This is a genomic window from Pseudomonas canadensis (genome assembly GCF_030980095.1).
Lineage (GTDB): Bacteria > Pseudomonadota > Gammaproteobacteria > Pseudomonadales > Pseudomonadaceae > Aquipseudomonas > Aquipseudomonas canadensis.
Window position 1 is genome coordinate 2,305,780 of sequence record NZ_CP133298.1, and the last position, 13,935, is coordinate 2,319,714.

A 13,935-nucleotide genomic window follows, 5' to 3' on the forward strand; every position below is an offset into this window, starting at 1 on the left:
TCAGTGCTGGGCGAGGATGCACCCGAGTAAACCGGGAAAGCGTTCCTCAAGCAATTCGCCGCGCAATGAATTCATATGCGTGGTGCCCACACTGCGGGTCTGCACCAACCCGGCATCGCGCAACACGCGAAAATGATGGGACATGCTCGACTTCGGCCGGCCGCCGTCCAACTCACCGCAGGTGGCTTCGGGCACGCCTGCCAGGCAACGCACGATTTCCAGGCGCACCGGATCACTCAGGGCGTACAGCAGGCGCTCGAGAGTCAGGTCTTGAAGAGGGGGGTGTTTGAAGGCTCGCATGAAACGAATCATAACAGGGGGCTATCGTTGAATACCATAGTTCGATTACCATCGAACTATCGAATCAACCACCCACTGGCTGGAGTCAACATGTCCGCATTGTTCGAACCGTTCACACTCAAAGACGTCACCCTGCGCAATCGCATCGCTATTCCGCCGATGTGTCAGTACATGGCCGATGACGGCATCGTCAACGATTGGCACCTGGTGCACTTGGCCAGCATGGCCCGTGGCGGGGCTGGCCTGGTAGTGGTCGAAGCCACCGCCGTGGCGCCGGAAGGGCGTATCACTCCAGGCTGCGCCGGGCTCTGGAGCGATGCCCACGCCGAGGCGTTTGTGCCGATGGTCCAGGCCATCAAGGCTGCCGGTTCGGTGCCGGGCATCCAGATCGGCCACGCCGGCCGCAAGGCCAGCGCCAACCGCCCGTGGGAAGGTGACGACCATATGGCCGCGTCCGATGCACGCCGTTGGGAAACCATCGCACCGTCGGCAATCGCCTTCGGTGCCAACCTGCCGCAAGTACCGCGCGCCATGACCCTGGACGACATCGCACGCGTGCGCCAGGACTTCGTCGACGCTGCGCGCCGCGCGCGTGATGCCGGTTTCGAGTGGATCGAACTGCACTTCGCCCACGGCTACCTGGGCCAGAGCTTCTTTTCGGAGCACTCCAACCAGCGCACCGACGCCTACGGCGGAAGCTTTGACAACCGCAGCCGATTCCTCCTGGAAACCCTGGCCGCCGTGCGTGAAGTCTGGCCGGAAAACCTGCCGCTCACCGCGCGTTTCGGCGTGATCGAGTATGACGGCCGCGACGAGCAGACCCTCACCGAATCCATCGAACTGGCCCGTCGTTTCAAGGCCGGAGGCCTGGACCTGCTAAGTGTCAGCGTCGGCTTCACCATCCCAGAGACCAATATCCCATGGGGCCCGGCATTCATGGGCCCGATCGCTGAGCGCGTGCGTCGTGAAGCCGGCATTCCGGTGACATCGGCATGGGGTTTTGGCACGCCGCAACTGGCGGAAGGCGCCTTGCAAGCCGGGCATCTGGACCTGGTTTCGGTGGGGCGTGCGCACTTGGCTGACCCGCACTGGGCGTACTTCGCGGCCAAGGAGTTGGGCGTCGAGAAGTCGTCGTGGACCTTGCCTGCACCTTATGCGCATTGGTTGGAACGTTATCGCTAAGGCGGTCATGGCGTGACAAAAGCCACTCGTGAGAGTGGCTTTTTTTTGCGCTGTTTTTGCCGTGCGTTGATACAACGCGGTCACTCGATAAGTGGTTAATGAGAATAGATGCCAAACGGTAATGATTTAACCTATCATGCGCGCCACAATAATTGGCAGTTATGCCGTCCTGTCTGGCTCTTTCACTAGGTTTATCCTTCATGCGTCGTACCCTGCTTTCCGTGTGTGTGCTTCAGGCGTTTTCCCCATTGAGCTGGGCGGAGGTCGAACCGGTTGAAAAAGCCGCGATCGAGCTGCAAACCACCAGCATCACTGGCGCAGCCGACTACGAAACCGCTCAGGGCCCGGTGCAGGGCTACCACGCCACCCGCTCGGCGAGTGCGACGCGTACCGATACCTCGATCCATGAAACTCCGCAGTCCATCAGCGTGGTGTCCAAGGCGGTGGTCGAGGATATCGGCGCCACCCGCTTGCAGGACGCGCTGGACTACGCCGGCGGCGTCGGCCGTGCCAACAACTTCGGCGGGCAGGGGCTCACCACCTTCACCGTGCGCGGCTTTACTACCGGCGAGTTCTACCGTAATGGTTTCCCGATCAACCGCGGCTACCCGAACATGCCCGACGCCAACACCATTGAGCGCCTGGAAGTGCTGCGCGGCCCGGCAACCATGCTCTACGGGCGTGGCGATCCCGGCGGCACCTTCAACGTGGTCTCCAAGCAACCGCTGGCCGAGCCGACGGTGACCCTCGGCAGCCAACTGGATGACCAGGGCATGCAGCGCGCCACCCTCGACGCGTCCGGCCCGCTGGATGAAGACGGTCGCCTGGCCTATCGCTTGAACGTGGTGGGCGAGGGCGGCGATACCTTTCGTGATCACGTAGAAACCGAGCGCTACGGCGTGACCCCGGTGATCACCTGGCAGGCCACCGATGACACCAAGGTGATCTTCGAAGGTGACTTCATGCGCAACAATCACCCGTTGGACCGTGGCTTGACGCGTTACCCCAATCAAAAAGGCACGCCTTCGCGCGACACCTTCTGGGGTGAAAAAGACGCCGGCAAACTGCACAACGACAACAGCATGGCCCAGTTGCGTTTCGAGCACCTGCTCAATGAAAACTGGACCCTGGGCGGCGGTTTCCAATGGCTCGACGGCACCCTGCAAGGCAATGCCATCGAAGCCAACGGCCTGGCCGCTGACGGTCGCACCCTGGGTCGCAACTTCAACTACCGCAAGCTGGAGTGGACCGACAAGGACACTCAGCTAAACCTCACCGGGCATTTTTCCACCGGCGTTTTCGACCACACGCTGCTCACCGGCGTCGAGTTCGAAGACTACGACTACAAGTCGATCATCCAGCGTTCCAGTGGCGCGGTGGGTGCCTACCCCATCGATATTTTCAACCCGGTCTACGGCCAGCCACGCCCGGCGCTCACACGCACGCCGACCCACGACAAAGAAAACCTCAAGACCTACGCCGCCTTCGTCCAGGACCAGGTCGCCCTGACCGAGCGCCTCAAAGTGCTGGCTGGTGCACGCTTCGAGCGTTTCGAACACGATTACCACACCTACGTGCCAGGCGGTAAAAGCTGGGAAGCCAGCGATAACGGAGTCACCCCGCGCATGGGTGTGATCTACGACCTCACCGACACCATCGCGGTGTACGCGGACGCGGCCCGTTCGTTCAAGCCCAATACCGGTGCCAGCCGTCAAGGCGGTGGTTTTGAACCGGAGAAGGGCAAGTCCTACGAGATGGGCATCAAGTGGGAAGCGCTGGATCGCCAACTCAGTGTCGACGCGGCGATCTACCAGATCGAGAAGAAAAACGTGCTCACTACCGACCCAGTTGACTCAACCTTCAGTGTCGCTGCCGGTCAGGTGCGCAGTCGAGGTTTCGACCTCAACGTCGCCGGCAACATCACCCCCGAGTGGCGCGTGATCGGCGGCTATGCCTATGTGGATGCTGAAGTCACAAAGGACAACACCATCCGCACTGGCTCACGTTTGGCCAACATCCCGCGCAACAGCTTCAGCCTACTCAACGTCTATGAGTTCCAAGACGGCGCTCTCAAGGGCCTGGGGCTTGGCGCTGGTGGCAAGTACGTCGCCGAGCGCGTTGGCCAGACCTCCAATACGCCGTTCTCGATGGCCACCTACACCGTGGTCGACCTGCTCAGCTACTACAAGGTCAACGACAAGGTACGGCTGAACCTGGACGTGAAAAACCTGTTCAATCGCGAGTATGAAGAGGGAGCGTTCGGCAATGTATATGCCTACCCAGGCGAACCCCGCACCGTTCAGGTCGGGATCGCCTACACACTATAAGGCTCCCACAGGTAAACCTGTGGGAGCGGTGTTCACCTGATAGCGCGTGGTTTTGGCCTGGGGGTCAGAGCGGCGTGAGCACATTCATCACCGTATCCAGCGCCACCCGCGTGTCATCCAGTTGCACCAGCGACGCATGCCGCGCGCCCAGGGCATCACGGTTCTGGATCGCGGTAAGGATCGCTTTGTGCCGGGGCAGGCTCAGGCCCTGGATGTCCGGGCGGCGGTTGGTGATGTTGATCGACTCGCGCAACGGCAGCGACAGCATGTTGCACATGTAGGCCAGCAGGTCGTTGCGGGTGGCGTCGGCAATCGCGCGGTGGAAGTCCAGGTCGGCCTGCAGCAGCTGTTCGTGGGTCTGCGCGGTTTCCATGCCCAGGTAGGCTTGCTCGATGGTGGCGATGTCTTCGTCGGTGGCAGTGGTCGCAGCCATGGCGGCGATTTCCGGTTCGAGGATGCGCCGCACCCCGGCCAGGGTGTTGAAGAACTCGCTGTGCGGCGTGGATTGCATCAACCAAGACAGCACGTCCGGGTCGAGCAGGTGCCATTTCAAGCGCGGCCGTACCACCGCGCCCACCCGGGGCTTGGAATACACCAGGCCCTTGGCGCTGAGCACGCGGGTAGCCTCACGCAACACCGAGCGGCTGACCTTGTACTCTTCGCAGAGCGTGGCCTCCATGGGCAACCGTTCTTCAGGCTTGAAGCGACCGGAAACGATGTGCATGCCCAAATCCTGAACGATCTGGGCATGCTGGCTCTTGCGCGGCTTGGGCGGCTGGTGATCCATGACGACAGGGAGGCTCTGGCTTAAAGACGCGGCATCATAGCATCCCAATTAGTGGGAATGCCTTGGGACTTCCGCCCCACGGCAACCCACCAGGAAGTCAAAGTCACAGCCTTGGTCGGCCTGCAGCACATGGTCGATGTACAGCTGGCGATAGCCGCCGACAATCAGCTTCTCGGGTGGCGCCAGGTCGGCCATGCGTGCCGCCAGTTCTGCGTCGGGGATGTCCAGGTGCAGGCGGCCGTTGGCGCAGTCCAGTTCGATCCAGTCACCTTCCTTGACCGTGGCCAGCGGCCCACCGGCCGCCGCCTCCGGCGCCACGTGCAACACCACCGTGCCGTAGGCCGTGCCGCTCATGCGCGCGTCGGAGATCCGCACCATATCCGTTACGCCTTGGGCCAGCAGCTTGGCGGGCAAGCCCATGTTGCCGACTTCGGCCATGCCTGGGTAACCCTTGGGGCCGCAGTTTTTCATGACCAGGATCGAGTTGGCGTCGACGTCCAGTTTCGGGTCGTTGATGCGTGCCTTGTACATGTCGAAGTTCTCGAACACCACGGCGCGGCCTCGGTGCTGCATCAGTTCAGGGCTGGCGGCGGACGGCTTGAGGACTGCACCGAGCGGCGCCAGGTTGCCGCGCAGCACGCAGATGCCGCCGTCGGCGCGGATCGGGTTGTCGAGGGTGCGGATCACCTCGTCCTGGCCGTAGATCGGTGAGTCCTGGGTGTTTTCACCCAGGGATTTACCGTTGACGGTCAGTGCGTTCGGATGGGGGATCAGGTTGGCTTCACCGAGGCGGCGGAGTACGGCAGGCAGGCCGCCGGCATAGTAGAACTCTTCCATCAGGAAGCGCCCCGACGGCTGCAAATCGACGATGGTTGGCATGCCACGGCCGATGCGGGTCCAGTCATCCAGGTCGAGTTCGACGCCTATGCGTCCGGCGATGGCCTTCAAATGGATCACAGCGTTGGTCGAACCGCCAATGGCGGCATTCACGCGGATCGCGTTTTCGAACGCTTCTTTAGTGAGGATCTTCGACAGCTTCAAGTCTTCGCGCACCATCTCCACCGCGCGCATGCCGGACATATGCGCCAGCACATAACGTCGTGCATCCACCGCCGGAATCGCCGCGTTGTGGGGCAGGGAAGTGCCCAGTGCCTCGGCCATGCAGGCCATGGTCGACGCAGTGCCCATGGTGTTGCAGGTGCCGGCCGAGCGCGACATGCCGCCCTCGGCCGCGAGGAAATCGTCCAGGGTAATGGTGCCGGCCTTGACCTGTTCGCTGAGCTGCCACACCACGGTGCCCGAGCCGATGTCCTGGCCTTTGTGCTTGCCGTTGAGCATCGGCCCGCCGGTCACGACGATGGCCGGCACGTCGCAGCTGGCCGCACCCATCAGCAGCGCAGGGGTGGTTTTGTCGCAGCCGGTCAGCAGCACCACGCCGTCAATCGGGTTGCCACGAATCGCTTCCTCCACGTCCATGCTCGCCAGGTTGCGCGTGAGCATGGCGGTGGGGCGTAGGTTCGATTCGCCATTGGAGAACACCGGAAATTCCACCGGGAAACCACCGGCCTCGATCACGCCGCGTTTGACGTGCTCGGCAATCTGGCGGAAATGCGCGTTGCACGGCGTCAGCTCCGACCAGGTGTTGCAGATGCCGATGATCGGTTTGCCATGGAACTGATGGTCGGCAATGCCCTGGTTCTTCATCCAGCTGCGGTACATAAAGCCGTTCTTGTCGGCAGTACCAAACCACTGGGCGGAGCGTAGGCCGGGCTTTTTATCAGACATGATCGATTCTCTTATTGTATGACTATATGTTCTATGCGTGCTTAAACATAAGCGCAAAAACGCTGCTTTGGAAGAGTTGTTTTGCAAATAGTCATACTATATAGTCCGTCTTAACTGAGGTATGACCCTGGCGGATTTTCGCGAGAGGCGTCCCCCGAGCTTCTATAAAAACAACAATCGGAGATCGACCCCATGAGCCAGGAACTGCGGCTTATTCGGCGCATCACGCTGAAACTGATTCCCTTCCTGATCCTGCTGTACCTGATCGCCTACGTGGACCGCTCCGCCGTGGGTTTCGCCAAGTTGCACATGGGCGCCGACGTCGGCATTGGCGACGCCGCCTATGGCCTGGGTGCGGGGTTGTTCTTCATTGGCTACTTTCTCTTCGAGATCCCCAGCAACCTGATGCTTGATCGCTTTGGCGCGCGGCGCTGGTTTGCGCGGATCATGATCACCTGGGGCACCATCACCATCGGCATGGCCTTCGTGCAGGGGCCGCACAGCTTCTACGTGATGCGCTTTTTGCTCGGCGCGGCGGAGGCGGGGTTCTTTCCGGGCGTTCTCTACTACATCACCCAGTGGTTCCCGGTGCGCCATCGCGGCAAGATCCTCGGGCTGTTCATCCTGTCCCAACCTATCGCGATGATGATCACTGGCCCGGTGTCCGGCGGTTTGCTGGGCATGGACGGCATTCTTGGTCTGCATGGCTGGCAGTGGCTGTTTATCGTGATCGGCACCCCGGCGATCCTGCTCACCTGGCCGGTGCTGCGCTACCTGCCGGACGGCCCCAAGCAGGTCAACTGGATGAGCGAGGACGAGAAAACCTGGCTGACCGGTGAGCTTGCCAAAGACCTGCAAGCCTACGGCCAGACCCGCCACGGCAACCCGCTGCATGCCTTGAAAGACAAGCGCGTGCTGCTGCTGGCGCTGTTCTACCTGCCGGTGACCTTGAGCATTTATGGCCTGGGCCTGTGGCTGCCGACCCTGATCAAACAGTTCGGCGGCAGCGACCTTACCACTGGTTTCATCTCTGCCGTGCCGTACATCTTCGGCATCATCGGCCTGCTGATCATCCCGCGCAGTTCCGACCGTTTGAATGACCGCTACGGCCATCTCGCCGTGCTCTACGTGCTGGGCGCCATCGGCCTGTTCTGCAGCGCCTGGCTCAGCGTGCCGGTGCTGCAAATGGCCGCGCTGTGCCTGGCGGCGTTCGCGCTGTTTTCCTGCACGGCGGTGTTCTGGACTTTACCGGGACGGTTCTTTGCCGGTGCCAGTGCGGCGGCAGGTATCGCGTTGATCAACTCGGTGGGCAACCTCGGCGGCTATATCGGCCCGTTCGTGATCGGCGCGCTCAAGGAATACACCGGCAACCTGGCGTCGGGCTTGTACTTTTTGTCCGCAGTGATGGTGTTTGGCTTGCTGCTGACGGGTGTGGTCTACCGCCAGCTGGAGCGCAAGCACGTGCTGCCTGCCGACCAATTTGCCGCCAGTGCCCGTGGCGCTACACGTACTTGATTCAGGAGAAATGGCATGCGTTTAGTTCAGTTCGAATTGCGTAACGGTGAGCGCCGCGTCGGCGTGGTAGAAGGCAGCAAAGTGCGTGAGGTCAACAGCGCCCGCACTGTGCGCGAACTGGCCCTGGCTGCGATCGAAGCCGGTGTCGGCCTGGCGCAACAGGTGGACAGCCTGGGCCTGGGCGACAGCTATGACTACGCCACCTTGCTGGCCGACCTGAAAATCCTGCCGCCACTGGACCACCCGGACCCGGCTCACATGCTGATCAGCGGCACTGGACTGACCCACCTGGGCAGCGCCTCGGCGCGGGACAAGATGCACCAGGCCGGGGATGACACTGCGTTGACCGACACCATGCGCATCTTCAAATGGGGCGTGGAGGGCGGCAAGCCAGAGTCCGGCCAGGCGGGCGTACAACCGGAGTGGTTCTACAAGGGCGACGGCAGCATTGTGGTGCGCCCCGGCGCGGCCTTCCCGTCGCCTCCCTTCGCGGAAGATGCCGGCGAAGAACCGGAAATCGGCGGCCTCTACGTCATCGGCCCGGACAGCAAGCCCTATCGCGTTGGTTTCGCGGTGGGCAACGAGTTCTCTGATCACGTCATGGAACGCAAGAACTACCTGTACCTGGCCCATTCCAAGTTGCGCAGTTGCAGCTATGGCCCTGAGTTGCGCGTGGGCGAGTTGCCCCAACACCTGGCGGGCACCAGCCGCATTCTGCGCGAGGGCGAAGTGATCTGGCAGAACGAATTCCTCAGCGGCGAAGCCAACATGTGCCACAGCCTGGAAAACCTCGAATACCACCACTTCAAGTACCGCCAGTTCCTCAAGCCGGGCGATGTGCACGTCCACTTCTTCGGCACCGCGACCCTGTCATTCGCTGACGGTATCCGCACCCAGCCGGGCGATGTGTTCGAGATCAGCCAGGCCGAGTTCGGCGCGCCGCTGGTCAACCGTGTCGGCAGCAGCGATGCGGCCTTCGAACCCGGCAACGTCATCACCCTTTAAAGGAGAACCCTATGACCTCGTTCCTCGGCCACAACTACATCGGCGGCCAACGCAGCGCCAACGGCAGCATCACCTTGCAAAGCGTCGACGCCACCACTGGCGAAGCCTTGCCCCAGGTGTTCTACCAGGCCACGCCACAGGAAGTCGATGCCGCCGCCAAGGCTGCCGCGCAGGCTTATCCAGAGTACCGTGCGTTGAGTGCGGCACGTCGTGCGCAGTTCCTGGATGCGATAGCCGATGAACTGGATGCGTTGGGCGATGAGTTTGTCGAGCTGGTCTGCCGCGAAACCGCCTTGCCCGCCGCGCGTATCAAGGGTGAGCGCGGGCGTACCAGTGGCCAGATGCGCCTGTTCGCCAACGTGTTGCGTCGCGGTGATTTCTACGGCGCGCGCATCGACAAAGCGCTGCCTGATCGCCAGCCCCTGCCGCGCCCGGATTTGCGTCAATACCGCATCGGCTTGGGGCCGGTGGCCGTGTTTGGTGCGAGCAACTTTCCCTTGGCGTTCTCCACGGCGGGCGGCGACACCGCCGCCGCGCTGGCGGCAGGCTGCCCGGTGGTGTTCAAAGCCCACAGCGGGCACATGGCGACGGCCGAGTGTGTTGCCGATGCAATCATCCGTGCGGCCGAAACTACCGAGATGCCCGCCGGTGTGTTCAATATGATCTTCGGTGGCGGCGTCGGCGAAGCGCTGGTCAAGCACCCGGCGATCCAGGCGGTGGGCTTTACCGGTTCGCTCAAAGGCGGCCGTGCGTTGTGCGACATGGCGGCAGCGCGCCCGCAGCCGATCCCGGTGTTTGCCGAGATGTCGAGCATCAACCCGGTGATCGTGCTGCCTCAGGCATTAACTGCACGGGCCGAAAGCGTGGCACGCGACCTGACTGCCTCGGTAGTCCAAGGCTGCGGCCAGTTCTGCACCAACCCCGGGCTGGTGATTGGCATCGCCTCGCCTGAATTCACCGCGTTCACCCAGCAAGTCGCGCAACTGATCGGCGACCAACCGGCACAGACCATGCTCAACGCCGGCACCCTGGGCAGCTATGGCAAGGGCCTGGAAAAACTTCTGGCACATCCGGGCATCCAGCACCTGGCGGGCCGCCAACAGGCCGGCAACCAAGCGCAACCGCAGTTGTTCACGGCCGACGCAAGCCTGTTGATCGACGGCGATGAAGTGCTGCAGGAAGAAGTCTTCGGTCCTACCACCGTGTTTGTCGAAGTCGCCGACCAGGCCCAGCTCAGCGCGGCTTTGCAGGGGCTGCACGGTCAACTCACCGCCACGATCATTGGCGAGCCGGCTGACCTGCAACAGTTCACCGAACTCACGCCGCTGCTGGAACAGAAGGTCGGCCGCATCCTGCTCAACGGTTACCCGACCGGCGTGGAGGTCTGCGATTCGATGGTGCACGGCGGGCCGTACCCCGCGACGTCGGACGCCCGCGGCACCTCGGTCGGCACCTTGGCCATCGACCGTTTCCTGCGCCCCGTGTGCTTCCAGAATTACCCTGATAGCCTGCTGCCCGAAGCGTTGAAAAACGCCAACCCGTTGCGTATCCAGCGGCTGGTGGATGGCACGCCATCTCGCGACCCGCTGTAACGCGCACCTGAGAACAACAACAATCCAGGAGGCATCATGTCGTGTATTGCCGTTACCCCGCACCGTGCGCAGCTGGGCGAAGGTCCGTTCTGGGACGCGCCCACTCAGGCGCTGTACTGGGTCAATATCGCCGGTAAACAGGCGCTGCGCCTGATGGACGGGCAATTGCAGGTGTGGCAGTTGCCCGAGCATGTCTCGGCGTTCATCCCGTGTGAAAGCGGCGATGCGTTGGTGACCTTGAGCAGCGGCGTGTATCGCCTTGACCTGGCCACCGAAGCCCTGACCCTGCTGTGCGTCGCGGACCCGCAACCGGGCAACCGTGGCAATGAAGCGCGCTGCGATGCCCAGGGCCGCCTGTGGCTGGGGACCATGCAGAACAACATCGGCGAGCGGGGCGAAGACCTGCCCGTCATCCGGCGTTCCGGCGGCCTGTTCCGTATCGATGCCGATGCGCAGGTGACGCCGTTGCTCAGTGGTCTGGGCATTCCCAATACCTTGCTGTGGAGCGACGACGGCCGCCACGTGCACTTTGGCGACAGCCTGGATGGCACGCTGTACCGGTATGGAATTCAAGCGGACGGCCAGCTCGATCCCGCGCAACGCTGGTTCGGCCCCCACGAACGCGGCGGGCCGGATGGCTCGGCCATGGACGTTGACGGCTATCTCTGGAACGCCCGCTGGGACGGCAGTTGCCTGTTGCGTCTCACGCCCGACGGCGAAGTGGACCGCATCATCGAGCTGCCCGTCAGCCGCCCCACCAGTTGCGTGTTTGGTGGGCCGAACCTCACCACCCTCTATATCACCAGTGCCGCCAGCCCTTTGGATCACCCCCTGGATGGTGCGGTATTGGCCATCGAGGTCGACGTGCCAGGCAAACCCTGTCACCGCTTTGCCGGATAAGTCCCCCTTTAAAAACAACAACAAGGAGTCACCCGTATGAATCGTCGTCGTGGTTTGCGTTCCCTGTGCTGCGCCGCTGTGGCGGTCTCGGCCATGAGCTTGAGCGGGCTGTTGCTGGCCGCTGAAGAAGTGAAGATCGGTTTCCTGGTCAAGCAGGCCGAGGAGCCGTGGTTCCAGACCGAGTGGGCCTTTGCCGAGAAAGCCGGCAAGGAACATGGCTTCACCGTGATCAAGATCGCCGTGCCCGACGGTGAGAAAACCCTCTCGGCCATCGACAGCCTGGCCGCCAACGGCGCCAAGGGCTTTGTGATCTGCCCGCCGGACGTGTCCCTCGGCCCGGCCATCGTCGCCAAAGCCAAGGCCAATGGTTTGAAAGTCATCGCGGTGGATGACCGTTTCGTCGATGCCAAAGGCAACTTCATGGAAGACGTGCCGTACCTGGGCATGGCCGCCTTTGAAGTGGGCCAGAAGCAGGGCGCCGCCATGGCCGCCGAAGCGAAAAAACGCGGCTGGGAATGGAAGGACACCTATGCGGTGATCAATACCTTCAACGAGCTCGACACCGGTAAGAAGCGCACCGATGGCTCGGTCAAATCCCTGGAAGAAGCCGGCATTCCCAAGGATCACATCTTGTTTACGGCGGCCAAGACCCTGGATGTCCCAGGCTCCATGGACGCGACGAACTCGGCCCTGGTGAAACTGCCCAGCGGTGCGAAAAACCTGATCATCGGCGGCATGAACGACAACACCGTGCTCGGCGGCGTGCGCGCGACTGAAAGCGCCGGCTTCAAGGCGGCCAACGTGATTGGCATCGGCATCAATGGCACCGACGCCATCGGCGAACTGAAAAAACCGAGCAGCGGCTTCTTCGGCTCGATGCTGCCGAGCCCGCACATTGAGGGCTACAACACCGCGCTGATGATGTACGAGTGGGTCACTAAAGGCACTGAACCGGCGAAGTACACGGCCATGGACGAGGTCACCCTGATCACCCGTGAAAACTTCCAGGCTGAACTGACCAAGATCGGGCTGTGGCAATGACCGCTGCCGCCTTGCGATTTGACGGCATCGGCAAAACCTTTCCGGGGGTCAAGGCGCTGGATGGCATCAGCTTCAGCGCCCACCCAGGACAGGTGCACGCGTTGATGGGCGAGAACGGTGCGGGCAAGTCTACGCTGCTGAAGATCCTCGGCGGCGCCTACATCCCCAACAGCGGCACGCTGCAGATCGGCGAGCAGGTCATGGCCTTCAAGAATGCCGCCGACAGCATCGCCAGCGGCGTGGCAGTGATCCATCAGGAATTGCACCTGGTGCCGGAAATGAGCGTGGCCGAAAACCTGTTCCTCGGGCACTTGCCGGCGCGTTTTGGCGTGGTCAACCGAGGGCTCCTGCGCAAGCAGGCCCTCGCTTGCCTCAAGGGGTTGGCGGATGAAATCGATCCGGCCGAAAAGCTCGGGCGCCTGTCCCTGGGCCAGCGCCAACTGGTGGAAATCGCCAAGGCGCTGTCCCGTGGCGCCCATGTAATTGCGTTTGATGAGCCCACCAGCAGCTTGTCGGCGCGGGAAATCGACCGCTTGATGGCGATCATCGCGCGTCTGCGGGATGAGGGCAAAGTGGTGCTCTACGTGTCGCATCGCATGGAGGAAGTGTTCCGTATCTGCAACGCGGTGACGGTGTTCAAGGACGGCCGTTATGTGCGCACCTTCGACGACATGAGTGCGCTGACCCATGATCAATTGGTGACCTGCATGGTCGGTCGCGATATCCAGGACATCTACGACTACCGCCCGCGTGAGCACGGCGAGGTAGCGCTCAAGGTCGACAGCCTGCTGGGGCCCGGCCTGCGCGAGCCGATCAGCTTCAACGTGCGCAAGGGCGAGATTCTCGGCCTGTTCGGACTGGTGGGGGCTGGGCGCACGGAGCTGTTCCGTCTGCTTAGCGGCCTGGAGCGTGTCAGCGCCGGGCAACTGCAACTCTGCGGCGAGCCGCTGCATCTGCAGTCACCACGGGATGCTATCGCCGCCGGCGTGCTGTTGTGCCCGGAAGACCGCAAGAAGGAGGGCATCATTCCGCTGTCCAGCGTCGCCGAGAACATCAATATCAGCGCGCGGGGCGCCCATTCCACGTTTGGCTGGCTGCTGCGCGACGGCTGGGAGCAGGGCAACGCCGACCAGCAGATCAAGGCCATGAAGGTCAAGACGCCCACCGCTGCGCAAAAAATCATGTACCTCTCCGGCGGCAACCAGCAAAAAGCCATTCTTGGCCGCTGGCTGTCGATGCCGATGAAAGTGTTGCTGTTGGACGAGCCCACCCGTGGCATCGATATCGGCGCCAAGGCCGAGATCTACCAGATCATCCATAACCTCGCTGCTCAAGGCATTGCGGTGATCGTGGTGTCCAGCGACCTCATGGAAGTGATGGGCATCGCCGACCGCATCCTGGTGCTTTGCGAAGGCGCGCTGCGCGGCGAACAAACCCGCGAACACGCGACTGAATCCAACCTGCTGCAATTGGCCTTGCCGCGCAGCCTGGCGAACTGAGA

At 62.3% G+C, this 13,935-nt stretch carries 11 protein-coding genes; 8 read left to right on the forward strand and 3 right to left on the reverse strand.

Going from position 1 to position 13,935, the window contains the following annotated elements:
* Window positions 1–312 carry an ArsR/SmtB family transcription factor gene (locus tag RB216_RS10795; RefSeq protein WP_122724449.1) on the reverse strand — a complete coding sequence of 104 codons (312 nt, stop codon included), beginning with the start codon at window positions 310–312 and terminating at the stop codon, window positions 1–3.
* 78 nt (window positions 313–390) lie between these two features.
* Between RB216_RS10795 and RB216_RS10800 the strand changes: the two genes are divergently transcribed.
* Together RB216_RS10800 and RB216_RS10805 are read left to right on the forward strand one after the other, a co-directional pair.
* On the forward strand, window positions 391–1,482 hold the full coding sequence (locus RB216_RS10800; protein ID WP_068933938.1) for an NADH:flavin oxidoreductase/NADH oxidase: 1,092 nt from the start codon (window positions 391–393) through the stop codon (window positions 1,480–1,482).
* A gap of 200 nt (window positions 1,483–1,682) precedes the next feature.
* Window positions 1,683–3,809, forward strand: coding sequence for a TonB-dependent siderophore receptor (locus tag RB216_RS10805; protein ID WP_308908680.1), 2,127 nt, complete (start codon window positions 1,683–1,685; stop codon window positions 3,807–3,809).
* 64 nt (window positions 3,810–3,873) lie between these two features.
* Here RB216_RS10805 and RB216_RS10810 read toward each other — a convergent pair whose 3' ends face one another.
* Both RB216_RS10810 and RB216_RS10815 read right to left on the reverse strand, forming a co-directional pair.
* Window positions 3,874–4,596 (reverse strand): FadR/GntR family transcriptional regulator, encoded by a 723-nt coding sequence (locus tag RB216_RS10810; RefSeq protein ID WP_016978830.1) that lies wholly within the window; start codon window positions 4,594–4,596, stop codon window positions 3,874–3,876.
* Window positions 4,597–4,644: 48 nt separating this feature from the next.
* Complete coding sequence (locus RB216_RS10815) at window positions 4,645–6,381, reverse strand: IlvD/Edd family dehydratase (RefSeq protein WP_308908681.1); 1,737 nt, start codon at window positions 6,379–6,381, stop codon at window positions 4,645–4,647.
* A 192-nt stretch (window positions 6,382–6,573) separates the two neighbouring features.
* Between RB216_RS10815 and RB216_RS10820 the strand changes: the two genes are divergently transcribed.
* The 6 genes from RB216_RS10820 to araG are packed head-to-tail and all read left to right on the forward strand — an operon-like array spanning window position 6,574 to window position 13,933.
* Window positions 6,574–7,896, forward strand: coding sequence for an MFS transporter (locus tag RB216_RS10820; RefSeq protein WP_028619707.1), 1,323 nt, complete (start codon window positions 6,574–6,576; stop codon window positions 7,894–7,896).
* Window positions 7,897–7,911: 15 nt separating this feature from the next.
* Window positions 7,912–8,901, forward strand: coding sequence for an AraD1 family protein (araD1, locus tag RB216_RS10825; protein WP_028619708.1), 990 nt, complete (start codon window positions 7,912–7,914; stop codon window positions 8,899–8,901).
* An 11-nt stretch (window positions 8,902–8,912) separates the two neighbouring features.
* A complete protein-coding gene (locus RB216_RS10830; protein WP_028619709.1) occupies window positions 8,913–10,493 on the forward strand; it encodes an aldehyde dehydrogenase (NADP(+)) in 1,581 nt (526 codons plus the stop codon).
* A 36-nt stretch (window positions 10,494–10,529) separates the two neighbouring features.
* Window positions 10,530–11,393 (forward strand): SMP-30/gluconolactonase/LRE family protein, encoded by an 864-nt coding sequence (locus RB216_RS10835; protein ID WP_028619710.1) that lies wholly within the window; start codon window positions 10,530–10,532, stop codon window positions 11,391–11,393.
* 36 nt (window positions 11,394–11,429) lie between these two features.
* Window positions 11,430–12,434 (forward strand): substrate-binding domain-containing protein, encoded by a 1,005-nt coding sequence (locus RB216_RS10840; protein WP_308908682.1) that lies wholly within the window; start codon window positions 11,430–11,432, stop codon window positions 12,432–12,434.
* A complete protein-coding gene (gene araG / locus RB216_RS10845; protein WP_028619711.1) occupies window positions 12,431–13,933 on the forward strand; it encodes an L-arabinose ABC transporter ATP-binding protein AraG in 1,503 nt (500 codons plus the stop codon). The genes RB216_RS10840 and araG overlap by 4 nt, the downstream gene beginning before the upstream one ends.
* Window positions 13,934–13,935 lie beyond the last annotated feature (2 nt).